Annotated in this window: 25 protein-coding genes and 1 pseudogene; 20 read left to right on the top strand and 6 right to left on the bottom strand. The window is 65.7% G+C overall.

Annotated features, from left to right (window positions below):
- Positions 1–6: 6 nt before the first annotated feature.
- Positions 7–531, top strand: coding sequence for an SRPBCC family protein (locus tag AC5Y2L_RS03540; RefSeq protein ID WP_499936272.1), 525 nt, complete (start codon positions 7–9; stop codon positions 529–531).
- Positions 531–1,592 carry an LLM class flavin-dependent oxidoreductase gene (locus AC5Y2L_RS03535; protein ID WP_499936270.1) on the top strand — a complete coding sequence of 354 codons (1,062 nt, stop codon included), beginning with the start codon at positions 531–533 and terminating at the stop codon, positions 1,590–1,592. Before AC5Y2L_RS03540 ends, AC5Y2L_RS03535 begins: the two co-directional genes overlap by 1 nt.
- Positions 1,593–1,674: 82 nt before the next feature.
- On the opposite strand, the gene AC5Y2L_RS03530 is transcribed toward AC5Y2L_RS03535, so the two are convergent.
- Positions 1,675–2,283, bottom strand: coding sequence for a TetR/AcrR family transcriptional regulator (locus tag AC5Y2L_RS03530; protein WP_499936269.1), 609 nt, complete (start codon positions 2,281–2,283; stop codon positions 1,675–1,677).
- A gap of 117 nt (positions 2,284–2,400) precedes the next feature.
- On the opposite strand from AC5Y2L_RS03530, the pseudogene AC5Y2L_RS03525 reads away from it, so the two are divergent.
- A pseudogene (locus AC5Y2L_RS03525) lies at positions 2,401–3,726 on the top strand (cytochrome P450).
- Positions 3,727–3,824: 98 nt separating this feature from the next.
- Here AC5Y2L_RS03525 and msrA read toward each other — a convergent pair.
- The gene (gene msrA / locus AC5Y2L_RS03520; RefSeq protein ID WP_499936268.1) at positions 3,825–4,340 is read right to left on the bottom strand and encodes a peptide-methionine (S)-S-oxide reductase MsrA; all 516 of its coding nucleotides are present in this window, start codon (positions 4,338–4,340) and stop codon (positions 3,825–3,827) included.
- 73 nt (positions 4,341–4,413) lie between these two features.
- On the opposite strand from msrA, the gene AC5Y2L_RS03515 reads away from it, so the two are divergent.
- From AC5Y2L_RS03515 to AC5Y2L_RS03505, 3 genes are all read left to right on the top strand, one after another.
- On the top strand, positions 4,414–4,920 hold the full coding sequence (locus AC5Y2L_RS03515; protein WP_499936266.1) for a nuclear transport factor 2 family protein: 507 nt from the start codon (positions 4,414–4,416) through the stop codon (positions 4,918–4,920).
- Positions 4,920–5,954 (top strand): NAD-dependent epimerase/dehydratase family protein, encoded by a 1,035-nt coding sequence (locus tag AC5Y2L_RS03510; protein WP_499936264.1) that lies wholly within the window; start codon positions 4,920–4,922, stop codon positions 5,952–5,954. The genes AC5Y2L_RS03515 and AC5Y2L_RS03510 overlap by 1 nt, the downstream gene beginning before the upstream one ends.
- Before the next feature lie 81 nt (positions 5,955–6,035).
- On the top strand, positions 6,036–6,416 hold the full coding sequence (locus AC5Y2L_RS03505) for a DUF427 domain-containing protein (protein WP_499936263.1): 381 nt from the start codon (positions 6,036–6,038) through the stop codon (positions 6,414–6,416).
- On the opposite strand, the gene AC5Y2L_RS03500 is transcribed toward AC5Y2L_RS03505, so the two are convergent.
- Positions 6,413–6,808 carry a nuclear transport factor 2 family protein gene (locus AC5Y2L_RS03500; RefSeq protein ID WP_499936262.1) on the bottom strand — a complete coding sequence of 132 codons (396 nt, stop codon included), beginning with the start codon at positions 6,806–6,808 and terminating at the stop codon, positions 6,413–6,415. The genes AC5Y2L_RS03505 and AC5Y2L_RS03500 overlap by 4 nt on opposite strands.
- 55 nt (positions 6,809–6,863) lie before the next feature.
- On the opposite strand from AC5Y2L_RS03500, the gene AC5Y2L_RS03495 reads away from it, so the two are divergent.
- The 7 genes from AC5Y2L_RS03495 to AC5Y2L_RS03465 all read left to right on the top strand — a co-directional run bounded on the left by AC5Y2L_RS03495 (position 6,864) and on the right by AC5Y2L_RS03465 (position 13,918).
- Positions 6,864–7,775 carry a DNA-3-methyladenine glycosylase family protein gene (locus tag AC5Y2L_RS03495; protein ID WP_499936261.1) on the top strand — a complete coding sequence of 304 codons (912 nt, stop codon included), beginning with the start codon at positions 6,864–6,866 and terminating at the stop codon, positions 7,773–7,775.
- A gap of 76 nt (positions 7,776–7,851) precedes the next feature.
- The gene (dps, locus tag AC5Y2L_RS03490) at positions 7,852–8,409 is read left to right on the top strand and encodes a DNA starvation/stationary phase protection protein Dps (RefSeq protein WP_499936260.1); all 558 of its coding nucleotides are present in this window, start codon (positions 7,852–7,854) and stop codon (positions 8,407–8,409) included.
- Positions 8,410–8,704: 295 nt separating this feature from the next.
- Complete coding sequence (locus tag AC5Y2L_RS03485) at positions 8,705–9,691, top strand: pirin family protein (protein WP_499936259.1); 987 nt, start codon at positions 8,705–8,707, stop codon at positions 9,689–9,691.
- On the top strand, positions 9,691–10,326 hold the full coding sequence (locus AC5Y2L_RS03480; RefSeq protein WP_499936258.1) for a TetR/AcrR family transcriptional regulator: 636 nt from the start codon (positions 9,691–9,693) through the stop codon (positions 10,324–10,326). Before AC5Y2L_RS03485 ends, AC5Y2L_RS03480 begins: the two co-directional genes overlap by 1 nt.
- Positions 10,327–10,476: 150 nt before the next feature.
- Positions 10,477–11,409 carry a class I SAM-dependent methyltransferase gene (locus tag AC5Y2L_RS03475; protein WP_499936547.1) on the top strand — a complete coding sequence of 311 codons (933 nt, stop codon included), beginning with the start codon at positions 10,477–10,479 and terminating at the stop codon, positions 11,407–11,409.
- A gap of 127 nt (positions 11,410–11,536) precedes the next feature.
- Positions 11,537–12,985: an aldehyde dehydrogenase family protein gene (locus tag AC5Y2L_RS03470; RefSeq protein ID WP_499936257.1), complete on the top strand. Its 1,449-nt coding sequence runs from the start codon at positions 11,537–11,539 to the stop codon at positions 12,983–12,985.
- A 72-nt stretch (positions 12,986–13,057) separates the two neighbouring features.
- Entirely contained in the window at positions 13,058–13,918 is an 861-nt protein-coding gene (locus AC5Y2L_RS03465; protein ID WP_499936255.1) for an SDR family oxidoreductase, read from the top strand.
- A gap of 3 nt (positions 13,919–13,921) precedes the next feature.
- On the opposite strand, the gene AC5Y2L_RS03460 is transcribed toward AC5Y2L_RS03465, so the two are convergent.
- Both AC5Y2L_RS03460 and AC5Y2L_RS03455 read right to left on the bottom strand, forming a co-directional pair.
- On the bottom strand, positions 13,922–14,731 hold the full coding sequence (locus tag AC5Y2L_RS03460) for a tyrosine-protein phosphatase (RefSeq protein ID WP_499936254.1): 810 nt from the start codon (positions 14,729–14,731) through the stop codon (positions 13,922–13,924).
- A gap of 1 nt (position 14,732) precedes the next feature.
- Positions 14,733–15,944, bottom strand: a complete 1,212-nt coding sequence (locus tag AC5Y2L_RS03455; RefSeq protein ID WP_499936546.1) for an acyl-CoA dehydrogenase family protein — start codon at positions 15,942–15,944, stop codon at positions 14,733–14,735.
- Between the two features lie 139 nt (positions 15,945–16,083).
- Here AC5Y2L_RS03455 and AC5Y2L_RS03450 point away from each other — a divergent pair, with 139 nt between their 5' ends.
- The 4 genes from AC5Y2L_RS03450 (at position 16,084) to AC5Y2L_RS03435 (ending at position 19,487) form a co-directional block, all read left to right on the top strand.
- Positions 16,084–16,545 carry a nuclear transport factor 2 family protein gene (locus AC5Y2L_RS03450; protein WP_499936253.1) on the top strand — a complete coding sequence of 154 codons (462 nt, stop codon included), beginning with the start codon at positions 16,084–16,086 and terminating at the stop codon, positions 16,543–16,545.
- A gap of 72 nt (positions 16,546–16,617) precedes the next feature.
- The gene (locus AC5Y2L_RS03445; protein WP_499936251.1) at positions 16,618–17,715 is read left to right on the top strand and encodes a Re/Si-specific NAD(P)(+) transhydrogenase subunit alpha; all 1,098 of its coding nucleotides are present in this window, start codon (positions 16,618–16,620) and stop codon (positions 17,713–17,715) included.
- Between the two features lie 9 nt (positions 17,716–17,724).
- On the top strand, positions 17,725–18,051 hold the full coding sequence (locus AC5Y2L_RS03440) for an NAD(P) transhydrogenase subunit alpha part 2 (protein WP_499936544.1): 327 nt from the start codon (positions 17,725–17,727) through the stop codon (positions 18,049–18,051).
- Positions 18,048–19,487: an NAD(P)(+) transhydrogenase (Re/Si-specific) subunit beta gene (locus tag AC5Y2L_RS03435; RefSeq protein ID WP_499936249.1), complete on the top strand. Its 1,440-nt coding sequence runs from the start codon at positions 18,048–18,050 to the stop codon at positions 19,485–19,487. The genes AC5Y2L_RS03440 and AC5Y2L_RS03435 overlap by 4 nt, the downstream gene beginning before the upstream one ends.
- A 46-nt stretch (positions 19,488–19,533) precedes the next feature.
- Here AC5Y2L_RS03435 and AC5Y2L_RS03430 read toward each other — a convergent pair whose 3' ends face one another.
- Positions 19,534–19,659 carry a hypothetical protein gene (locus AC5Y2L_RS03430; RefSeq protein WP_156661552.1) on the bottom strand — a complete coding sequence of 42 codons (126 nt, stop codon included), beginning with the start codon at positions 19,657–19,659 and terminating at the stop codon, positions 19,534–19,536.
- 156 nt (positions 19,660–19,815) lie between these two features.
- Here AC5Y2L_RS03430 and AC5Y2L_RS03425 point away from each other — a divergent pair, with 156 nt between their 5' ends.
- The 3 genes from AC5Y2L_RS03425 to AC5Y2L_RS03415 all read left to right on the top strand — a co-directional run bounded on the left by AC5Y2L_RS03425 (position 19,816) and on the right by AC5Y2L_RS03415 (position 22,433).
- A complete protein-coding gene (locus AC5Y2L_RS03425) occupies positions 19,816–20,439 on the top strand; it encodes a TetR/AcrR family transcriptional regulator (protein ID WP_499936248.1) in 624 nt (207 codons plus the stop codon).
- 144 nt (positions 20,440–20,583) lie between these two features.
- Positions 20,584–21,672: an NAD(P)H-dependent amine dehydrogenase family protein gene (locus tag AC5Y2L_RS03420; RefSeq protein WP_499936246.1), complete on the top strand. Its 1,089-nt coding sequence runs from the start codon at positions 20,584–20,586 to the stop codon at positions 21,670–21,672.
- Positions 21,673–21,689: 17 nt separating this feature from the next.
- Positions 21,690–22,433 carry a glucose 1-dehydrogenase gene (locus AC5Y2L_RS03415; protein WP_499936245.1) on the top strand — a complete coding sequence of 248 codons (744 nt, stop codon included), beginning with the start codon at positions 21,690–21,692 and terminating at the stop codon, positions 22,431–22,433.
- The last annotated feature ends 6 nt before the right edge of the window (positions 22,434–22,439 follow it).

Raw genomic sequence — 22,439 nt, 5'->3', positions numbered from 1 at the left:
AGCACAATGGTCGCCGTGGAGTGGACCGGCGCGCGCTACGCGGACAAGCCGACGGTGGAGGCCTCGACGTGGATCGACGCCGAGCCCGCCCGGGTCTGGAGCTTGGTCTCCGATATCGCGTTGATGCCCACCCTGAGCAGTGAGCTGCAGGCCGTGGAGTGGGTGGACGGCACCGACCGGCCGCGGGTGGGTGCCCGCTTCGTCGGCCACAACCAACACGACGCGTTCGGGCAATGGAGCACCACCTCACACATCGTGGTGTGTGACGAGGAGCGTGAATTCGCCTGGGCCGTAGGTGATTTAGCCAATCCGTCGGCGACCTGGCGGTTCCGGCTGACGCCACGCGACGGCGGGACGACGCTGAGCTATCGCGCGCAGATGGGACCCGGGCGCTCGGGGTTGTCGGCGGCCATCGACGCGATGCCCGACAAGGAACAGAAGATCGTGTTCGTGCGGTTGCGGGAGTTCGAGGCCGCGATCGACAAGACGCTGGCGGCGATCAAAAGGCTGGCCGAACACGGGGTGCGGTGATGCGCACCGCCACGACGGTCGAACTCTCCGGTGCCACAGGCGAAGTGGTGGAGTTCGCCGTCGAGGCCGAAAAGCTGGGTCTGGATGTCTGCTGGGTCGCCGAAGCATGGGGTGCGGATGCACCGTCGGCGCTGGGGTATATCGCCGCTCGCACGGACCGGATGCTCCTCGGTTCGGGTGTTCTGCAGGTCGGCACCCGATCGCCGGTAGTGGTCGCCCAGACTGCGATCACGCTGTCCAACCTGTCGTCCGGCCGCTTCCTGCTCGGCTTGGGTGCGTCGGGCCCGCAGGTGATCGAGGGTCTGCACGGCGTGTCCTTCGCCCGGCCGCTGGCCCGCATCCGCGAGACCGTCGACATCGTGCGGCAGGTATTCGCCGGAGGCAAAATCTCCTACTCCGGCAATGAGTTTCAGATTCCCCGCCCGGGCGGTGAGGCGGTGCCCATGCGGTTGTCGACCCGCCCGGAGCAGGCCATCCCGATCTATCTGGCGGCGTTGTCGCCGGCGATGCTGCGGTTGACCGGCCGGATCGCCGACGGCTGGCTGGGCACCAGCTTCGTTCCGGAAGGTGCCGCGGGCGCTTACTTCACCCACCTCGACGACGGGCTGGCCGCCGCCGGCCGCACCCGCGCCGACATCGACATCTGTCAGGGCGCCGAGGTCGCCTTCGCATCCAACGAAGATGAGCTGAGCGGCATCGTCGCCGACCGCAAGATGGAGCTCGCGTTCAGCCTGGGCGGGATGGGCTCGTCGACCACGAACTACTACAACCAGGCCTACAGCCGGCAGGGCTGGGCCGACGTCGCGGCCGAGGTGCGGAAGCGCTGGCAAGGTGGTGACCGCGAGGGGGCGGCCGGGCTGGTGAGCGACGAGATGGTGCTGGCCACAACGCTGATCGGGACCGAGGAGATGGTTCGCGCGCGGCTTGCGGTATGGCGAGACGCAGGCGTGAACACCGTGCGGCTGTATCCCGCCGGCGACACCATTGAGGCCAAACTGCGGACCCTGGGCCGCGCCATCGAGCTGGTCCGGCAAGTGGATGCCGAGCAGACAAGGGATTGACTTTGCGGTGACGGCGCGACCCACTCGTACTTTCGCGCCATGGCTGCAGAGTCAATGAGGTGGCGGAAGAAGCAGACCGAGCCTACTGTCGGGGGCCCAGCAGAGCGATAGACGCGTCCACCGCCGGTTCGACGATCTCGCGGACGGGCCGCCCGTCCTCCACCGCCAGTGCCACGAGTTCGCGCAACCCGCCCACCAAAATCACCGCCAGCGGCGCCGTCAGCGGCGGCAGGTTGGCGCGCTGGAAACCCGGGCTGCTGCTCAGGTCGATGAGCAGGTTGGTCAACAATTCCAAACCATGACGCTGGAAGGGGCGGGCCACGTCACCCAGTGATGGCAGGACGCGAATCCAGCTCAGCGTGATGGCCGGGCGGGACTCGATGTTGCCGACGTAGCCTTCGACGGCCTGGCGAATCTGTAGGTGCCAGTCCGCCTCGGGATCGACGGCCGCCCTGATGTCTTCGGCCATGATCTCGATTTCGGCCTGCAGCAGTTGCAGGAAGCATTGCTCCTTGCTGGCGAAGTGGTCGTAGAACGTGCGCTTCGAGGTGCGTGCGTGGCGGACGATGTCGGCGACGGTGGTGGCCCGATACCCGCGCTCCCGGATGGAGGTGGCGAGGCCGTCGAGCAGCCGGAGCCGAAACGGATCCGTCACAGCGGCCCTGCCGACCTCTGGTGCCACGGATGTCATCGACGACGGCCTTTCAGGCTTGTCAGGTTTGGTACTACAGAGTACCGTACCGGGAAAGGCTCACGGTACACCGACGTACCACCCCGATCTCGGGACAGAAATTGGGAGCACAGCGTCATGACCGAAGTTGTCACCGCCCCGTCCGCCTCCCCCGCGGTCCGCCTGCCACCTGCGACCCGCCTGCCGAAGATCGTCCAGGGTGTCATCTTCGCGATGTCGCGCCGGCGGATGTTCCGGCTGCTGGCCCGCCGCCACGGCAACGTCTTCATGCTCAATGTCCCGATCTTCGGTCGTGTCACGGTGGTCGCCGACCCGCAGCTGGCCAAGCAAATCTTCACCACCAGCCCAGAGGAACTCGGCAACATTCAGCCGAATCTGAGCCGGTTGTTCGGCTCGGGGTCGGTGTTCGCCCTCGACGGTGACGATCACCGCCGGCGACGGCGGTTGTTGGCGCCGCCGTTCCACGGCAAGAGCATGAAGCAATACGAGGCCATCATCGAGGAAGAGACGCTGCGCGAGACTGGCAACTGGCCGGAAGGCCGGCCCTTCGCCACGCTGCCGTCGACCATGCACATCACTCTCAACGCGATCCTGCGGGCGATTTTCGGTGCCGACGGTGCCGAGCTCGACGACCTGCGCCGCATCATTCCGCCCTGGGTCACGCTCGGTTCGCGCATGGCGGCGATGCCCAAACCCGAACGTGACTTTGGCCGGTTCAGCCCATGGGGCCGGCTGGCCGAGTATCGGCGCTAATACGACCTGGTGCTCGACCGGCTGATCGACGCCGAGCGTACCGACCCGAACTTCGACGAGCGCACCGATGTGCTCGCGCTGATGCTGCGCAGCAGGTACGACGACGGTTCGGTGATGTCGCGCAAGGACATTGGCGACGAACTGCTCGCACTGCTGGCCGCCGGGCACGAAACCACCGCAGCCACGCTGGCTTGGGCATTCGAGCGGATAATCCGGCATCCGGACCTGCTGGCGGCCCTGGTCGAGGAGGCCGACAACGATGGCTCTCAATTGCGTCAGGCGACGATCCTGGAAGTCCAGCGGGCCAGGACCGTCATCGACTTCGCCGGCCGTCACGTCTATCCAGCGGTTTACCAACTCGGCGAATGGGTGCTGCCGCGCGGGGATTCGATTCTGATCAGCATCTCGCAGATCCACGAGAACCCCGACGTCTTCCCCGACCCGGAGCGCTTCGACCCGCAGCGGTACATCGAGAGCAAGCCGGCGACGTTCTCCTGGCTGCCGTTCGGCGGTGGCGCCCGTCGTTGCCTGGGAGCCGCCTTCGCCAACATGGAAATGGACGTGGTTCTTCGAACTGTGTTGCGGCGCTTCGACCTTGAGACGACGACCGCTCCCGCCGAGCGCTGGCACTGCCGGGGTGTGGCCTATATCCCGAAAAACGGCGGCCGGGTGACGGTCCACCGACGTTGAGCCACAACGGCTTTCGCTGACCAACGAGTCTGCGCTGACGGCGGCGAGCCTGCGGTCAGGGCTGCGGCCGACGTCAGACGCTAGCCCTCAGCGCAGGCTCAGCGGCTCGCGTCGGCCCGCCGCGGCAGCTTCCAGCCGGGGCGCACGTAATGGCAGGTATAGCCGTAGGGGTAGCGCTGCAGGTAGTCCTGGTGCTCGGGCTCGGCCTCCCAGAAGTCCCCGGCCGGGCTCACCTCGGTCACCACTTTCCCCGGCCATAGGCCGGACGCCTCGACGTCGGCGATGGTGTCCAAAGCGATGCGCTTCTGCTCCTCGTCGAGGTAGAAGATCGCCGAGCGGTAGCTGGTGCCCACGTCGTTGCCCTGCCGGTTCTTCGTGGTCGGATCGTGGATCTGGAAGAAGAACTCCAACAGGGTGCGGTAGTCGGTGACCGACGGGTCGAAGATGATCTCGACCGCCTCGGCGTGCGTGCCGTGATTGCGGTAGGTGGCGTTGGGGACGTCGCCGCCGCTGTAGCCGACGCGCGTAGAGATCACCCCGGGTTGTTTACGGATCAGGTCCTGCATCCCCCAGAAGCAGCCGCCGGCCAGAATGGCTTTCTGAGTGGTTGTCATATTCGTCCTCCTTGGCCGGGCCGGGATCCGATAACGCCCCAGGCTACACTCCGGCGGTGAGGTGTAACGGCTTGTGAGCAGCCCGGAATTCCCCCGCAGCGAACTGGCGGCAGCCTTCGAAAAGTTCGAGCAGACCGTCGCCCGCGCCGCCGAAACCCGCGACTGGGACGCCTGGGTGGAGCAGTACACGCCGGACGTCCTCTATGTCGAACATGCGGCGGGCACCATGCGCGGACGCCAGCAGGTCCGTGACTGGATTCAGCGAACGATGACGACCTTCCCGGGCAGCCACATGATCGCGTTCCCGACGTTGTGGTCGGTCATCGACGAGGGCACCGGTCGGATCATCATGGAGCTGGACAACCCGATGCGCGACCCCGGCGACGGCAGCCTGATCAGCGCCACGAACATTTCGATCATCACCTATGCCGGCGACAACATGTGGCGACGGCAGGAGGACATCTACAACCCGCTGCGTTTTCTGAAGGCGGGGCTGAAGTGGTGCCTGAAGGCGCAGGAACTGGGCACCCTCGACGACGACGCAGCGCGCTGGCTGCGCCAGAACGGCGGCGGCAGCTGATGGCGAAAACCGCTCGCGCGAAACCCAAATTGGTGATCGGCGCCAACGGCTTCCTCGGCTCACACGTGACCCGGTTGCTGGTCGAGGACGGCCACGAGGTACGAGCGATGGTGCGGCCCACCGCCAACACCCGCAGCATCGACGACCTGCAGCTCACCCGATTCGAAGGCGACGTCTTCGATACCGACACCGTGCGCGAGGCGATGGACGGCTGCGACGACGTGTACTACTGCGTCGTCGACACTCGCGCCTGGTTGCGCGACCCGGCGCCGCTGTTTCGCACCAACGTCGAGGGACTGCGCAACGTCCTCGACATCGCGAAAGAGGCTGACCTGCATAGGTTTGTCTTCACCAGCAGCTACGTGACCGTGGGTCGCAGTCGCGGGCACGTGGCCACCGAGGAAGACCGGATCAGTCCGGATCGTCGGGTGAGCCCCTACGTCCAATCCCGGGTGCAGGCCGAGGATTTGGTGCTGCGGTATGTCGCGGAGCACGGCCTGCCCGCCGTCGCGATGTGCGTGTCCACCACCTACGGCGCAGGCGACTGGGGACGCACCCCACATGGCGCCTTCATCGCGGGTGCGGTGTTCGGCAAACTGCCGTTCCAGATGAGCGGCATCGAACTGGAGGCGGTCGGCGTCGACGACGCCGCCAGGGCGATGATCCTGGCCGCCGAACACGGCCGCAACGGCGAACGCTACCTCATCTCTGAACGGATGATCCCGTTGACGGAGGTGGTGCGGATCGCGGCAGCGGAGGCGGGCGTGGCGCCGCCGCGCCGCTCGATCCCGCTCCCGGTGCTCTACGCCCTGGGTGCGCTGGGCAGTTTGCGGGCGCGGGTCACCGGCAAGGACGCCGAACTCAGCCTGGAGTCGGTGCGGATGATGCGCGCCGAGGCCCCCGTCGACCACGGCAAGGCCGTCCGGGATTTGGGCTGGCAGCCGCGCCCGGTGGAAGAGTCGATACGTGCGGCGGCACGATTCTGGGCCGCGATGCACACGCCGGACGCGGCGCGCGATCTTTTCCGGGCCTAGGCTGCCCCATCCTTATGCGTTCTGACGGGAATGCCGATCGTCCGGCCGCGTTACCTTAGTCATCGAGCAGAGAGGTGAATCATGAGCCATCCGGAGATCAAAGTGCCCAGCGCCGGCCATCCGATCATCATCGAGCCGACCAAGGGGCGGGTCCAGGTCCGGGTCAACGGCGAGCTGGTCGCCGACAGCACCTCGGCGCTGGTGTTGCGCGAAGCGACTTTGCCTGCGGTGCAATACATTCCGCTCACCGACGTGGCGCAAGAGCGGCTGACTCGCACCGACACCAGCACGTACTGTCCGTTCAAGGGCGAGGCCAGCTACTACAGTGTGACCACCGCAGGCGGCGACACCGTCGACGATGCGATCTGGACCTACGAGCAGCCCTATCCGGCGGTGGCGGCGATCGCCGGGCACGTCGCGTTTTATCCTGACAAAGCCGAAATCAGCGTCGTCGCAGATTAATTCAATTCGGGAAAGACAGCAGCGAGCGCTCGGGTGTCGCTGTATTCGCGTATCGACACAATCTGCCCATCGCGGGTCTCGAAGATGCAGACGAACGGACTGTCGTAGTGAATGCCGTCGCTGCCGGTGCCCTCGATCTGTCCCTCGACCACCACTGTCTCGCCCTCGTTGATGCAACGCAGCAGTTCCATTTTGACCTCAAGCCTCTGCTTGCGGGCATCGGTCCCACGTCGCAAAGTCACCGCGTCGTAGGAAATCCTGGTGACGATGCTCCAATAGGTGAAGTCATCGCTGAGCAGCGCGAAGCCTTCGTCGAGATCGCCGCCTTCGCACACGCTCTGCAGGAACGTCCACGCCAGTTCCGCCTGCGGGTCATCGAACGGCGTCGTCATATCGCAATATTGTCGTGGCTGACTGTTGCCGGTCAATCGAAACGGAGCCATTGAAGTGCAGAGCGCGCGCAACGTCACGCTCCCCGGAGTGGCCAGCTTCGGGCATACGTTGGCGCCGCTTCGGCGGGGACCCCGGGATCCGTGCTTTCGGCTGCCTGGCGACGGCACTATCTGGCGAACCAGCTTGCTGCCCAGCGGGCCGGTGACCGCACGGATCAGCCGCGCCGCACCCGACACCGCCCGCTGCGAGGCATGGGGCGGTGGAGCCGAAGAATTCCTGGCTGCCGTGCCCGCGCTGCTGGGCGCCGACGACGACGCCTCGGACTTCCTGCCGCGCGATCCCACCGTCGCTGCCGCGTACCGACGGGTCCCACACTTCCGGCTGGGCCGCACCGGGCGGGTGCTGGAAGCACTTATCCCGGCGGTCATCGAGCAACGGGTGCCGGGTGCCGACGCATTCCGGTCATGGCGGGTCTTGGTGACCAAATATGGGACACCCGCGCCCGGGCCGGCGCCGGACGGCATGCGGGTGCCGCCGGCGGCCGACGTATGGCGAAACATCCCGTCCTGGGAGTTTCACCGCGCCAACGTCGATCCCGGGCGGGCGCAGACGGTGGTGAGCTGCGCGCGTCGCGCGACATCGCTGGAACGGCTGGTGTCGCGGCCGGCCGAGCAAGCGCGCACCGCCCTTCAGTCGTTGCCGGGCGTCGGAGCGTGGACCGCCGCCGAGACCGCGCAACGGGCGTTCGGTGACGCCGACGCCGTGTCGGTGGGCGACTACCACATTCCCAAGATGATCGGCTGGACGCTGCTGGGCCGTCCGGTTGACGACGCCGTCATGCTCGAGTTGCTGGAACCGATGCGACCGCATCGTCATCGGGTGGTGCGGTTGCTCGAAGTCAGTGGCCTGGCCTACGAACCGCGCCGCGGTGCCCGGTTACCGGTGCAGCACATTCATTCTCTGTAGAGCGCTGCGTGGTTTCTGTTCAGGCCCATCGGGTAACCGTCGGAGGACGTGACCGTAACCGAATTCAGGAGAACCGATGGCGCAGTTCACCATTCCGGGATTGACCGACAAGCAGGGCGCGCGGCTCGCCGAACTGCTGCAGAAGCAGCTGAGCACGTACAACGATCTTCACCTGACGCTGAAGCACATTCACTGGAATGTGGTGGGGCCGAACTTCATTGGTGTGCACGAGATGATCGACCCGCAAGTCGAAGCGGTGCGCGCGTATGCCGACGAGGTCGCCGAGCGGATAGCTGCCCTTGGTGCGTCGCCCCAGGGCACGCCGGGCGCGATCATCAAGGACCGTTCGTGGGACGACTATTCGGTCGGCCGTGACACCGTCGAGGCCCATCTGGCTGCGCTGGACCTGGTCTACACCGGCGTTATCGAAGACATCCGCAAGGCCATCGACGAGACCGAGGAACTCGATCCGGTCACCCAGGACATCCTGATCAACCACGCCGGCGAGCTGGAGAAATTCCAATGGTTCGTTCGGGCGCATCTAGAGAACGCCGGCGGAAAGTTGGCCCATGAGGGCAAGGCCACCGAACGCAGTGCCGCCAAGACTGCGAAAGCCGCCCGACGCCGGTCCTAGCTGGCGGCTACTCGCAGTCGGCCGGCCCGAAGGGCGGTTTTGACCGTGTTGACAGCGTTGAGCGTGAACTGGCGGCGTTGGGTGTGAAGCTGCGGCGTTGAGTGTTACGCCAGGGCGTGGAAATCGCTGGATCTGCGCCATGGCTTCACGCCGAACGCCGTGGCTTCACGCCGAACGCCGTGGCTTCACCCCGAACGCCGCGCGCTCCTTGAACGCCGCGCGCTCCTTGAACCTGTCGTCAGGGAATAATCGGACTGCGGTCCGGTTATACCGGTAACTCTAAAAAGGAGGCAATATGCCTGCAGTTACCGCGGATACCCTGACGTTGCCGAAGGTGGGCGCGCCCGGTCCGGCCGACACCGAGCGACCGGTGCGGTCCGTGACCACCGGCCCGCGCGGTTACGAGGGCGAAGGCTTTCCCGTCGTCCGGGCCTTCGCCGGGGTCAGCACCGCTGCTCTGGACCCATTTGTGCACATGGACCAGATGGGTGAGGTGGAGTACGAGCCGGGCGAGCCCCGGGGCACGGATTGGCACCCACACCGGGGCTTCGAAACCGTGACCTACATGATCGACGGAAAGTTCGCGCATCAGGATTCGCACGGCGGCGGCGGCTTGATCACCGACGGCGCGACACAGTGGATGACGGCGGGTTCGGGCATTCTGCACATCGAGACCCCGCCCGCCGAGCTGGTCGAGAGCGGCGGCGTCTTTCACGGCGTGCAGCTGTGGGTGAACCTGCCGCGGACAGACAAATTTGCCAGCCCCCGGTACCAGGCCATCGAGGGCGCCGACGTCAAGCTGGCCTCCTCCGACGACGGCGGAGCCTTGATCCGTGTCATCGCCGGCGACATCGACGGCCACCGCGGACCGGGGATCACCCACACGCCAATCACGCTGGCGCATGCGACGATCCAGAACGGCGCTCGGCTCAACATTCCATGGCAACGCGATTTCAACGCGCTGATCTACGTGTTGTCCGGACGCGGGCGTGTCGGTCCAGTGGGACACCCGATTCATCAGGGTCAATTGGCCGTTCTTGGTCCCGGTGACCGGATTACCGTGGCCGCTGAGCCGACGCAGGATTCTCATCTAACGACGGCCGTGGATGTGCTTATCCTCGGTGGCCAGCCGATTCGAGAACCGGTTTTTCACTACGGGCCTTTCGTGATGAATTCGCGGGCCGAAGTGATCGAAGCGCTCGAGGACTACCAGGCCGGCAAATTCGGTCACGTCCCGCCGAATGCGCTGATGCCCCACCGCGGCGGTGGCACAATCTATTAATGCCGCCTACGGCGAGTCGCCGGCCCGGTCGCCCTCCCGCAGCGAAGGCGGACGAGACCCGAAAACGCATTGTCAACGCGGCTCGTCGGGTGTTCAGCGAGCACGGCTACGACGGCGCGACATTTCAAGCCATCGCGGAGCGCGCGGACCTGACCCGTCCGGCAATCAACCACTACTTCTCCAGCAAGCGGGTGCTCTACCGCGAGGTGGTCGACCAAACCAACGAACGCGTCGTCAAGGCCGGGATCGAGCGGGCGCGTAACGCGAGCACCACGGTTGGGCGGCTTTCGGCGTTTATTTCGGTGGCGCTCCAGGCTGAAGCCGAAATTCCGGCCACGGCAGCATTTTTGGTGACCTCCGTGATGGAGTCGCAACGCCATCCGGAATTGTCCCGCGACGGCAGTGATCCGGTGGAAATCAGCCGGGAATTCCTGACCTGGACGGTCAACGACGCGATCGAGCGCGGCGAACTTCTCGCCGATATCGACGTGGCGACATTGACCGAGACATTGCTGATGGTGCTGTGTGGCGTCGGATTCTATGCCGGTTATCTCCGCGCCCACCGCGACATGGACACCGTCACTCGCTCATTGCAGCAGCTGCTGGCCGGCCAGCTCTGGCGCCGTGATCGGTAAGCCGGACTGTTGCCTAAACCACATAGCTTATCTAACTTAATGCGGTACGATGGTCGCCGAACGATCGGCTGTCCGCGCCACTGATCGCCCGCGCCGCGGTATCACCGGCCGGAACTACGTCACGACAAACTGGAGCACCCGATGAGCTCACTGCGCACCCACGACGACACCTGGGACATCAAGACCAGCGTCGGCACCACGGCGGTGATGGTGGCCGCGGCCCGGGCGGTGGAAACCGAACAACCCGACGCGCTGATCCGCGACCCGTTCGCCAAGCTGCTGGTCACCAACGCGGGTGCCGGCGTTTTATGGGAGTCCATGCTGGACCCTGAGGTCGCCGCCAGGGTGGAGGCGCTCGACGCCGAATCCGCGGCCCACCTCCAACACATGCGTAGCTACCAGGCGGTGCGGACACACTTCTTCGACACCTTCTTCGAAGATGCGGTCGCCGCTGGTATCCGGCAGGTGGTGATCCTGGCTTCTGGGCTGGATTCGCGCGCTTATCGCCTGGATTGGCCGGCGGGCACCACGGTGTATGAGATCGACCAGCCGCAGGTGTTGGATTACAAATCCACGACGCTCGCGCACAACGGCGTGACGCCCAAGGCTGATCGCCGTGAGGTCGCCATCGATCTGCGTCAGGACTGGCCCGCTGCCCTGTGTGCCGCTGGGTTCGACCCCGCTGCCCGCACCGCGTGGCTGGCCGAGGGGTTGTTGATGTACCTGCCGGCCGAGGCGCAGGACCGGTTGTTCACCTTGATCGGCGAGCTGAGTCCGGCGGGCAGCCGCCTCGCGGCCGAAACCGCACCGATGCATGCCGACGAACGGCGTCAGCAGATGCGCGAGCGTTTCAAGAAGGTGGCCCAGGAGATCGGCTTGGAGGAGACCGTGGATGTCGGGGAGCTGATGTATCGCGACGACCACCGGGCCGACGTCGCAGATTGGCTCAACGACCACGGCTGGCGTGCCCGTGCGCAGCCCTCACCGGACGAGATGCGCCGGGTGGGCCGCTGGATCGAGAATGTCCCGTTGGCCGACGACAAGGACGCCTTCTCCGACTTTGTCACCGCCGAGCGGCTGTAGATCAGGCCCCAGCGGATCTTCCCTACTGCTCTCCCAACCGGATGGTTAGGATCGCGGTTATCACCGATGTGTGACGGCGCGAACACGCGCGGGCACTTCCGGCGAGGTCCGAGAAGGGAAGACGACGATGACTACCGAATCGGTTACACCGAAGACGCAGGAAGCCCAGGCCGAGACAAACGGTTCGCCTGACACGAGCGAGATCGCCGCAACGGTGGCTCGGCTCCGCAAGACTTTTGCCAGCGGGCGGACCCGCAACATCGAGTGGCGAAAGCAGCAGTTGCTGCAGCTGGCGAAGTTGATGGAGGAGAACGAGGACGCGATCGCCAAGGCCCTCGCCGAAGATCTGGACCGCAACGCGGCCGAGGCGTTCATCGCCGACGTGGCGACGACCATCGGCGAAGCGAAGTACGCGGCCAAGAAGGTGCGCAAGTGGACGCGTCGCAAATACCTACTGCTCGAGATGCCGCAGCTGCCGGGCCGCGGCTGGGTGGAGTACGAGCCCTACGGCACGGTGCTGATCATCGGCGCCTGGAACTACCCGTTCTATCTGACGCTGGGCCCGGCGGTCGGCGCGATCGCCGCCGGAAACACGGTCATCCTCAAGCCGTCGGAAATCGCCGCGGCGTCGTCGCGTCTGATGGCCGAGCTGGTACCGCGCTATCTGGACAAGGACGCGATCGCGGTCATCGAGGGCGACGGCATGGTGAGTCAGGAACTCATCGCGCAAGGCCTGGACCGGGTCATGTTCACTGGCGGCACGGAGATCGGCCGCAAGGTCTATGAGGGCGCCGCGCCGCATCTGACCCCGGTCACGCTCGAGCTCGGCGGCAAGAGCCCGGTGATCGTGGCGGCGGACGCCGACGTGGACGTGGCGGCCAAGCGGATCGCCTGGATCAAGATCATGAACGCCGGTCAGACCTGCGTGGCGCCCGACTACGTGCTGGCCGACGCGTCCATCCGCGACGAGCTCGTCGAGAAGATCGGCGCCGCGCTCACCAAGTTCCGGTCCAAGGACGATCCGAGCGGTATGCGCATCGTCAACCAGCGCCAGTTCGACCGGCTCAGTAGCTACATCGCGGAGGCCGAAGCTGATGGCAGGAGCAAAGTGGCCGTCGGCGGGAAGTGCGACGCGTCGAGTCTGCGCATTCAGCCGACCGTGGTCGTCGACCCCGACCCCGAGGGGTCGTTGATGAAGAACGAGATCTTCGGGCCGATTCTGCCGGTGCTCACCGTCCAATCATTGGACGAGGCAATAGCTTTCATCAACGCGCGACCCAAGCCGCTGTCGGCCTATGTCTTCACCAAGTCGAAGGAAACTCGGGAACGGGTGATCAAGGAGGTGCCGGCGGGCGGCATGCTGGTCAACCACCTGGCCTTCCAGGTGTCGACGGCCAAGCTGCCGTTCGGCGGTGTGGGCGCGTCGGGTATGGGTGCCTACCACGGCAAGTGGGGCTTCGACGAGTTCAGTCACCGCAAGTCGGTGCTGACCAAACCGACGCGGCCCGACCTGTCGAGCATCCTGTACCCGCCGTACACCGAACGCGCGCTCAAGCTGGCTCGCCGGATGTTCTGACGTCAGCCCGGCTGTTTGCGGCCGGTGCTGATGGTTGTTTTCAAGTTCTCCGAACCCTAGGAAGGAATCTCTATGCCCGGAGTGCAGGATCGTGTCGTCGTCGTCACCGGAGCCGGCGGGGGACTGGGGCGTGAGTACGCGCTCACCCTCGCCCGGGAGGGCGCCAGCGTCGTCGTCAACGACCTCGGCGGGGCCCGCGACGGCACCGGCGCCGGTTCAGCCATGGCCGACCACGTCGTCGCCGAGATCCGCGAGGCGGGTGGTCGTGCGGTGGCCAACTACGACAGCGTCGCCGACGAAGCCGGCGCGGCCAACATCATCAAGACCGCGCTCGACGAGTTCGGCGCGGTCCACGGTGTGGTGAGCAACGCCGGCATCCTGCGCGACGGCACCTTCCACAAGATGACGTCGGAGAACTGGGACGCCGTGCTCAAGGTGCACCTGTACGGCGGGTACAACGTGCTGCGTGCGGCCTGGCCGCACTTCCGTGAGCAGAGTTTCGGCCGGGTGGTGGTGGCCACCTCCACTAGTGGACTGTTCGGCAACTTCGGTCAAACCAATTACGGCGCAGCCAAACTCGGCCTGGTCGGCATGATCAACACGCTGGCGCAGGAGGGTGCCAAGTACAACATCCGTGCCAACGCCGTGGCGCCGCTCGCGGCCACCCGGATGACCGAAGACATCCTCCCGCCGGAGGTGCTGGAGAAACTCACGCCGGAGTTCGTGGCGCCGGTGGTTGCCTACCTTTGCACCGAGGAAGCCGACGACAACGGGTCGGTCTTCGTCGTGGGCGGCGGCAAGGTGCAGCGCGTGGCGCTGTTCCAGAACCCAGGCGTCAACTTCGAGAAGCCGCCGACGGTGGCGGATGTGGCCGCGCAGTGGTCCGAGATCATCGACCTGTCGAAAGCGGAGAAGGCCGGCTTCAAGCTGTAGGGCTCACGCGAGCAATGCGTGGCGAAGCCGGTCCACGTCGGCTTCGCTGACGCCCGCGTCGCGCAGGTAGTTGTCCAGCGATCCGTAGGTCTGATCGATCGCTTCCCGCGCGGCGAGCAGGTATTCCTCCCGGACACCGAGGACCTCGTCGGACAGTCGGGCCTCGGTGAACTTGACCACCTCGGGGGTCAACTCGGTGTCTGAGCGTTGTCGGATCATCTCGGTGATCTGGCCCCGCAGCTGCGGCACGGCCTCGTTGCTGCGCAGGTAGTCGGCGGCGATCGCGGCGCGGTCTACGCCGATCGCTTCGAGCACCGTCGCAACCACGAAGCCGGTGCGGTCCTTGCCCGCAAAACAGTGTGTGAGCACCGGCCGGCCGGCGGCCAGCAGCGTGATGATGCGGCGCAGCGCGCGTTGGGCGCCATTGCGGGTGGGAAATCCCCGGTATTCGTTGATCATGTGGCGGGCAGCGGCCTCGCCGAGCGGTTCGTCGTCGGGGCTTTCGGTCAGCAGCTGTTGGAACGCCCGCTCGTGTGGCGCTGCCTCGTCCGTCGGTTCTTTGTCGCCGAGATCAGGCAGCGGCAACAAGTGGATGTCGACGTCGTCGGGGACCCGCCCGGGACCGCGGCGTGCGACTTCCCGGGCCGCGCGCAGGTCTGCGACGTCGGTGATGCCCAGACGGCGCAGTGTTGCCCTGCCGTCGTCCTCGAGGCGACTCAGCTCGCTAGACCGGAACAGCCGGCCCGGACGCAGCGCCTCGACGCTTTCAGCGACGTCGCGGAAGTTCCACGCCCCCGACAGTTCCGGGGCCATCTCAGGTGACCGCCGCGGCGAATGGCGACTTCTCCCGGCCGATTTCGGCACGTGCGATGGACCGCATGTGCACCTCGTCGGGACCGTCGAAGATCCGCATGGCGCGATGCCAGCCGTACATCCGTGCCAGCGGAGTGTCGTCGCTGACTCCGGCCGCGCCATGTACCTGGATGGCGCGGTCGATCACATCGCAGGCCACCCGCGGCGCCACCGCCTTGATCTGTGAGACGAGCAGATGGGCGGCCTTGTTGCCGTGCTGGTCGATGGTCCACGCCGCCTTCTGGCACAGCAGCCTGGCTTGGTCGATTTCGTTGCGGGACTTGGCAATTACTTCTCGCACCACGCCCTGATCGGCCAGTGGGCGTCCGAAGGCGACCCGGTTGCTGGCGCGGTCCACCATGAGCGCCAGCGCCCGCTCGGCACCCCCGAGCGCGCGCATGCAGTGGTGGATGCGGCCCGGTCCCAGCCGGGCCTGAGCGATCGCGAAGCCGGCGCCCTCTTCGCCGAGCAGGTTGCTGATCGGCACTCGAACGTTGTCGTAGATGATCTCGCAGTGCCCGGGCTGGTCTTGGTAGCCGAATACCGTCGTCGACCGGACCACCGTCACCCCCGGCGTATCTATCGGCACCAGGACCATCGACTGCTGCTGGTGGCTGGCGGCGTCGGGATTGGTGCGGCCCATCACGATCAGGATCTTGCAGCGTGGGTCGGCCGCCCCCGAGGTCCACCATTTGCGCCCGTTGATCACATAGTCGCCGCCGTCACGCACGATGGAGGTTTCGATGTTGCGGGCATCGCTGCTGGCCACGGCCGGCTCGGTCATCGAAAAGGCGCTGCGGATCTCGCCGTTGAGCAGCGGCTCCAGCCACTGCTTGCGTTGCTCCTCGGTGGCGAAGAGATGCAGGGTCTCCATGTTGCCGGTATCGGGCGCCGCGCAGTTGAGCGCTTCGGGCGCCAGCTCAAGGCTCCATCCGGTCAGCTCCGCCAGCGGCGCGTAGTCCACGTTGGTCAGGCCCGACTCGGCCGGCAGGAACAGGTTCCACAGGCCGCGCTCTTTGGCCTTGGTCTTCAGCTCCTCAATGACCGGCGGGACGGTGTGGTCGTTCGGGCCCGCCTCCTCGCGGTAGTGGTCGTATTCGGCTTCGGCGGGAAAGACGTGCTCCGTCATGAAGTCGGACAACCGCTTGTGGTAGTCGCTGGCCTTGTCCGACATCGCGAAGTCCATGTCCGTCACGATAGGACACGTGCTGGGGCAGCGAATTTCAGGGCATCAGAGCGTTGAGCCGGTAAATCTGCAGAGAAAGTACGAGTAGGCGTCTGCAGATATACAGGCTCGGCGGACGATGAAAGTCATGACCGACGCACGACCGCCATTTCCGCCGTTCACCCTCGAAACCGCCACCCAGAAGGTGCAGGCCGCGGAGGACGCGTGGAACACCCGCGACCCCGAGCGCGTGAGCATCGCCTACACCGTCGATTCGCACTGGCGCAACCGGGACGAACACATCGTCGGTCGGGCAGAGATAGTCGCCTTCCTCACCCGCAAATGGCAGCGCGAGCTCGACTATGCACTACGCAAGAGCCTGTGGAGCTTTTCCGGCAATCGGATTGCCGTGCGATTCCAGTACGAGTGCCATGACCACACCGGCCAATGGTTCCGCAGCTACGGCAACGAACTTTGGGAATTCACCCCGGCCGGGCTAATGTCACGCCGAGAAGCCAGCATCAACGACGTGCTGATTGCTGAATCCGAGCGCCGCTACTTCGGGCCTCGCCCGGCGACGGAGCATGGCCAGGAGATTCCGCTCTGGTAGCCGGGTCGCTGGTCGTCCCCGGTAGGGTAGCGGAGCGATCAGACCGGAGTAACGAAAGAAGATGTACGCGCCATGACAGATGCGCAGACAGGCCTCGTCAAGGTTGGGGTGGTCGCCGAATCCAGACCCGAGGAGCGGCGCGTTGCGCTGGTGCCCAAGGCGGTCGCATCACTGGTGAACAGTGGCGTGGCGGTGGTGGTCGAGTCCGGTGCCGGGGAGGGCGCGCTGCTGCCCGACGAGCTTTACACGCAGGCCGGCGCCACCATCGGCGACGCCTGGGCCGCCGACGTGGTCGTCAAGGTCGCGCCACCGACCGCCGATGAGGTCGGCAGGCTGCGCGGCGGCCAGACCCTGATCGGGTTCCTCGCGCCGCGCGACGCCGACAACTCGATCGGCGCATTGAAGAAGGCCGGTGTGCAAGCCTTTGCGCTCGAGGCCATCCCGCGGATTTCGCGGGCGCAGGTGATGGATGCCTTGTCGTCGCAGGCCAACGTGGCCGGATACAAGGCCGTGCTGCTCGCGGCCTCGGAGTCGACGCGGTTCTTCCCGATGTTGACGACGGCCGCGGGCACCGTGAAGCCGGCGACCGTGCTGGTGCTCGGGGTCGGAGTGGCGGGGTTGCAGGCGCTGGCGACGGCCAAACGGCTGGGTGCGCGAACCACCGGGTACGACGTGCGCCCCGAGGTGGCCGACCAGGTCCGCTCGGTGGGGGCGCAATGGCTGGATGTGGGGATCGAGGCGTCCGGCGAGGGTGGGTATGCCCGCGAGCTGACCGACGAGGAACGTGCGCAGCAGCAGAAGGCTTTGGAAGAGGCCATCAGCGGGTTCGACGTGGTGATCACGACAGCGCTGGTCCCGGGGAAGCCCGCGCCGAAGCTGGTGACCGCCGCGGCGGTGCAGGCGATGAAGCCCGGCAGCGTGGTGGTGGACCTGGCCGGCGAGACCGGCGGGAACTGCGAGCTCACCGAGCCCGGGAAGACCGTCGTCAAGCACGACGTGACCATCGCCTCGCCGCTGAACCTGCCCGCGACCATGCCCGAACACGCCAGCGAGCTGTACAGCAAGAACATCACCGCACTGCTGGACCTGTTGATCAGAGACGGCAAGCTGGCGCCGGACTTTGACGACGAAGTGGTCGCGGAATCGTGTGTGACCCGAGAGGACTCCTGAATGCACGGCATGTATGACGAACTGCTGTCCAACCTGGCGATTCTGGTGCTGTCCGGGTTCGTCGGGTTCGCGGTGATCTCGAAGGTGCCCAACACGTTGCACACGCCGCTGATGTCGGGGACCAACGCCATCCACGGCATCGTGGTGCTCGGCGCGCTGGTGATGTTCGGGGAGGTGGAGAACCCGTCGCTGGCCGTGCAGATCATCCTGTTCGTCGCGGTGGTGTTCGGCACGCTGAACGTCATCGGCGGCTTCATCGTCACCGACCGGATGCTGGGCATGTTCAAGGGCAAGAAGCCGGTTCCGGCCAAATCTGAGGAGCCGGCGGCCAAATGATCCACGACAACGTCGACTACTTGGTGATCGGGCTCTACGTCATCTCGTTCGCGCTGTTCATCTACGGCTTGATGGGCCTGACCGGGCCCAAGACCGCGGTGCGCGGCAACTTGATCGCCGCGGTTGGCATGGCCCTGGCCGTGACCGCGACGCTGATCAAGATCCGGCACACCCATCAGTGGTGGTGGATCGTGACCGGCCTGGTACTCGGGGTCGTGCTCGGGGTGCCACCGGCGCGCTGGACCAAGATGACCGCCATGCCGCAGTTGGTGGCATTCTTCAACGGCGTCGGCGGCGGGACCGTCGCGCTCATCGCGCTCGCCGAGTTCATCGAGACTGACGGCTTTTCGGCCTTCCAGCACAACGAAGAGCCGACCGTGCACATCGTGGTGGCGTCGCTGTTCGCCGCCATCATCGGGTCGATCTCGTTCTGGGGATCGATCATCGCTTTCGGCAAGTTGCAGGAGATCATCTCGGGCCGCCCGATCGGCCTGGGCAAACTACAGCAACCGGTCAACCTGCTGCTGCTGGCCGCGGCCATCGCGGCTGCGGTGGTGGTCGGCATCCACGCGCATCCCCAAACCGGTGGGGCGTCGCTGTGGTGGATGATCGGTCTGCTGGCCGCCGCCGGCGTGCTGGGGCTGATGGTGGTGCTGCCGATCGGCGGGGCCGACATGCCGGTGGTCATCTCGATGCTCAACGCCATGACCGGGTTGTCCGCCGCGGCGGCCGGACTGGCGCTGAACAACACCGCGATGATCGTGGCGGGCATGATCGTCGGCGCGTCGGGTTCGATCCTGACCAACTTGATGGCCAAGGCCATGAACCGGTCCATCCCGGCGATCGTGGCGGGCGGGTTCGGCGGTGGCGGCGTGGCGCCCAGCGGCGATGGCGGCGGTGAGAAGCACGTCAAGTCGACCTCGGCCGCCGATGCCGCGATTCAGATGGCCTATGCCAACCAGGTGATCGTGGTGCCGGGCTACGGCCTGGCCGTGGCGCAGGCCCAGCATGCCGTCAAGGACCTGGCCAGCCTGCTCGAAGACAAGGGCGTGCCGGTCAAATACGCCATCCATCCCGTCGCGGGCCGGATGCCCGGGCACATGAACGTGCTGCTGGCCGAGGCCGAAGTCGACTACGACGCGATGAAGGACATGGACGACATCAACGACGAGTTCGCCCGAACCGACGTCACCATCGTCATCGGCGCCAACGACGTCACCAACCCGGCGGCCCGCAACGAAGCCTCCAGCCCGATCTACGGCATGCCGATCCTCAACGTCGACAAGTCCAAATCAGTCATCGTGCTCAAAAGGTCGATGAACTCGGGATTCGCCGGCATCGACAACCCGCTCTTCTACGCCGAGGGCACCACGATGCTGTTCGGCGATGCCAAGAAGTCGGTGACCGAGGTGGCTGAGGAGCTCAAGGCGCTATAAGCCCGACCGACGTCCTTCGGGCGTCGGTCGGGATGTTCGCGGCTGGTCAGACGGGTGGGTAAGCGGGCGGCGGGTATCCGTTGCCGTCTTCGACCCCCCGTAACCCCCAGGTGAGGTACCTGAAGAAGAACTCGATCTCGTCGCTCACGTCGTAGTCCGGATTCGGATCCATTCAGCCCACCTTCCCGCTCGCGACCGGTTCGTCAGAGAAGTCTAGTCGCATGCGGGTCCCGGCGACAGGTACCGGGGCCTTGCTTAAACTGTCCAACCAGTTGATTGATAACTTTCCCTGACGGGATCCGCCCTGGGTAATGACGAAAGAGCTGACATGCCATCCGAGAACGGGCTCACGCGCCGCGAGGAGCTGCTGGCTGTCGCCACCAAGCTGTTCGCCGCGCGTGGCTATCACGGCACCCGGATGGATGATGTGGCCGATGTGATCGGCCTGAACAAGGCCACCGTCTACCACTATTACGCCAGCAAGTCGCTGATCCTTTTCGACATCTACCGTCAGGCCGCCGAGAGCACCCTGGCCGCCGTGCACGACGATCCGTCCTGGTCGGCCCGGGAAGCGCTCTACCAGTACACCGTGCGGCTGCTCACCGGGATCGCGAGCAACCCCGAACGGGCCGCCGTCTATTTCCAGGAGCAGCCGTACATCACCGAGTGGTTCACCAGCGAACAGGTAGCCGAGGTACGCGAAAAGGAAGCCCAGGTCTACGAGCACGTGCACGGCCTGATCGACCGCGGAATCGCCAGCGGCGAGTTCTACGAGTGCGACTCGCATGTGGTGGCGCTGGGCTACATCGGCATGACGCTGGGCAGCTACCGATGGCTGCGGCCGAGCGGACGGCGCACGGCCAAGGAGATCGCCGCCGAATTCAGCACCGCGTTGCTGCGCGGGCTGATTCGCGACGAGTCGATCCGGAAGAATTCCCCGCTGGGGCCGTAAACGCCTTACGTGAACTCGACGCGGCGACGCGCGCCGCCCGGACGCCGCGTGGATTGAAAATCGAGGCCGGTAAGGCACCGCCGAAAATGTGGACTACTGTCTAGAAAGTTTTCAAGGCTGCTCAGCCTGGACGAAGGGACTCTCATGGCGATCCGCGTCGCCCACGTCGGCACCGGAAATGTCGGTCGGCTGGCGCTGACCGGCCTGATCACCAATCCACAGTTCGAGCTGACCGGGTTGTGTGTGTCGTCGCCCGAGAAGGTGGGTCGTGACGCCGGGGCGCTCGCGGGCGTCGACGCCGACACCGGTGTCAGCGCGGTCGGCGACCTCGACACCCTACTTGCCGACAAGCCGGACTGTGTCGTCTACTGCGCCATGGGCGACACCCGGCTGCCCGAGGCGATGGGCGACGTGATGCGCATCCTGGCCGCTGGTTGCAACGTCGTCGGGTCCGCGCCCGGACTGCTGCAGTATCCCTGGGGCGTGATCCCCGAGAAGTACATCGCCCGCGTGGAAGACGCTGCGCGGCAGGGTAATTCGAGCATCTTCATCAGCGGTGTCGATCCCGGGTTCGTCAACGACCTGTTGCCGTTCGCGCTGGCCGGCACCTGCCAGCGCATCGAGCAGGTGCGCTGTATGGAGATTCACGACTACGCCAGCTACGACGGCGCAGAAGTGATGAACTACATGGGGTTCGGGCGGCCCTTGGACGATATGCCGATGCTGCTGCAGCCCGGTGTGCTCAGCATCGCGTGGGGCACGGCGATCCGCCAGCTGGCCGCCGGTCTGGGTCTGGAAGTCGACCAGATCACCGAGTCATACCAGCGCGAGCCGGCGCCCGAAGACTTCGACATCGCGGTGGGACACGTGGCCAAGGGCACCCAGGCCGTGCTGCGGTTCGAGATCTGCGGCATGGTCGACGGCCACCCGGCCATCGTCGTCGAGCACATCACTCGACTGCGCCCCGACCTGCGACCCGACTGGCCGCAACCCGCTTCGGGCGGCGGCTCGTATCGCATCGAGATCACCGGCGAGCCGTCCTACGCCGTGGACATCGTGCCCAGCAGTCGCAAGGGTGATCACAACTACGCCGCGATACTCGGCGCCGCAGGTCGCATCGTCAACGCCATCCCGGCGGTGGTCACGGCGCCGCCGGGCATGAGAACGACACTCGATCTACCGCTGGTCACCGGTAAGAGTCTCTATACGGCAAGCGATTTGGTGACCAACTAAGAAAGGAAGCAAACTTCATGGGAAGAGTGGACGGAAAGGTCGCGCTCATCAGCGGTGGTGCCCGGGGGATGGGCGCATCGCACGCACGCCTGCTGGTAGCCGAAGGCGCCAAGGTGGTGATCGGCGACATCCTCGACGAGGAAGGCAAGGCGCTCGCCGACGAAATCGGGGAGGCGGCACGGTATGTGCACCTCGACGTGACGCAACTCGACCAGTGGGAAGCCGCCGCAGCGACGGCAACCGGCGAATTCGGCAAGCTCGACGTGCTGGTCAACAACGCCGGCATCGTCGCGCTCGGGCAGGTGCGGAAATTCGATATGGCCAAGTGGCAGAAGGTGATTGACGTCAACCTTACCGGCACGTTCTTGGGCATGCGGGTGGCTGTCGACCCGATGACGGAGGCCGGGGGCGGCTCGATTATCAACGTCTCGTCGATCGAGGGACTGCGCGGAGCTCCTGCGGTGCACCCCTACGTCGCGTCCAAGTGGGCGGTGCGTGGTTTGACCAAGTCCGCGGCTTTGGAGTTGGCGCCGTTGAACATTCGGGTCAATTCGCTGCATCCGGGTTTCATCCGTACCCCGATGACCGCTCACCTGCCCGACGACATGGTCACCATCCCGCTCGGTCGTCCGGCTGAGTCGCGCGAAGTCTCGACGTTCGTGGTATTCCTGGCCAGCGACGAGTCGTCCTACGCGACCGGGAGTGAGTTCATCATGGACGGTGGCTTGGTGACCGACGTTCCGCACAAACAGTTCAAATAGCGTGAC

The organism is Mycobacterium sp. NGS66 (assembly GCF_059812225.1).
This window is presented reverse-complemented; position numbering and strand designations above follow the sequence as displayed.

Bases quoted from the DNA above. Each gene is read 5' to 3' on its own strand.
- AC5Y2L_RS03540 (WP_499936272.1), top strand. From the start codon at position 7: ATGGTCGCCGTGGAGTGGACCGGCGCGCGCTACGCGGACAAGCCGACG.
- AC5Y2L_RS03535 (WP_499936270.1), top strand. From the start codon at position 531: ATGCGCACCGCCACGACGGTCGAACTCTCCGGTGCCACAGGCGAAGTG.
- AC5Y2L_RS03530 (WP_499936269.1), bottom strand. From the start codon at position 2,283: ATGACATCCGTGGCACCAGAGGTCGGCAGGGCCGCTGTGACGGATCCG.
- msrA (WP_499936268.1), bottom strand. From the start codon at position 4,340: ATGACAACCACTCAGAAAGCCATTCTGGCCGGCGGCTGCTTCTGGGGG.
- AC5Y2L_RS03510 (WP_499936264.1), top strand. From the start codon at position 4,920: ATGGCGAAAACCGCTCGCGCGAAACCCAAATTGGTGATCGGCGCCAAC.
- AC5Y2L_RS03505 (WP_499936263.1), top strand. From the start codon at position 6,036: ATGAGCCATCCGGAGATCAAAGTGCCCAGCGCCGGCCATCCGATCATC.
- AC5Y2L_RS03500 (WP_499936262.1), bottom strand. From the start codon at position 6,808: ATGACGACGCCGTTCGATGACCCGCAGGCGGAACTGGCGTGGACGTTC.
- dps (WP_499936260.1), top strand. From the start codon at position 7,852: ATGGCGCAGTTCACCATTCCGGGATTGACCGACAAGCAGGGCGCGCGG.
- AC5Y2L_RS03485 (WP_499936259.1), top strand. From the start codon at position 8,705: ATGCCTGCAGTTACCGCGGATACCCTGACGTTGCCGAAGGTGGGCGCG.
- AC5Y2L_RS03480 (WP_499936258.1), top strand. From the start codon at position 9,691: ATGCCGCCTACGGCGAGTCGCCGGCCCGGTCGCCCTCCCGCAGCGAAG.
- AC5Y2L_RS03470 (WP_499936257.1), top strand. From the start codon at position 11,537: ATGACTACCGAATCGGTTACACCGAAGACGCAGGAAGCCCAGGCCGAG.
- AC5Y2L_RS03465 (WP_499936255.1), top strand. From the start codon at position 13,058: ATGCCCGGAGTGCAGGATCGTGTCGTCGTCGTCACCGGAGCCGGCGGG.
- AC5Y2L_RS03460 (WP_499936254.1), bottom strand. From the start codon at position 14,731: ATGGCCCCGGAACTGTCGGGGGCGTGGAACTTCCGCGACGTCGCTGAA.
- AC5Y2L_RS03455 (WP_499936546.1), bottom strand. From the start codon at position 15,944: ATGTCGGACAAGGCCAGCGACTACCACAAGCGGTTGTCCGACTTCATG.
- AC5Y2L_RS03450 (WP_499936253.1), top strand. From the start codon at position 16,084: ATGACCGACGCACGACCGCCATTTCCGCCGTTCACCCTCGAAACCGCC.
- AC5Y2L_RS03445 (WP_499936251.1), top strand. From the start codon at position 16,618: ATGACAGATGCGCAGACAGGCCTCGTCAAGGTTGGGGTGGTCGCCGAA.
- AC5Y2L_RS03440 (WP_499936544.1), top strand. From the start codon at position 17,725: ATGTATGACGAACTGCTGTCCAACCTGGCGATTCTGGTGCTGTCCGGG.
- AC5Y2L_RS03435 (WP_499936249.1), top strand. From the start codon at position 18,048: ATGATCCACGACAACGTCGACTACTTGGTGATCGGGCTCTACGTCATC.
- AC5Y2L_RS03430 (WP_156661552.1), bottom strand. From the start codon at position 19,659: ATGGATCCGAATCCGGACTACGACGTGAGCGACGAGATCGAGTTCTTC.
- AC5Y2L_RS03425 (WP_499936248.1), top strand. From the start codon at position 19,816: ATGCCATCCGAGAACGGGCTCACGCGCCGCGAGGAGCTGCTGGCTGTC.
- AC5Y2L_RS03420 (WP_499936246.1), top strand. From the start codon at position 20,584: ATGGCGATCCGCGTCGCCCACGTCGGCACCGGAAATGTCGGTCGGCTG.
- AC5Y2L_RS03415 (WP_499936245.1), top strand. From the start codon at position 21,690: ATGGGAAGAGTGGACGGAAAGGTCGCGCTCATCAGCGGTGGTGCCCGG.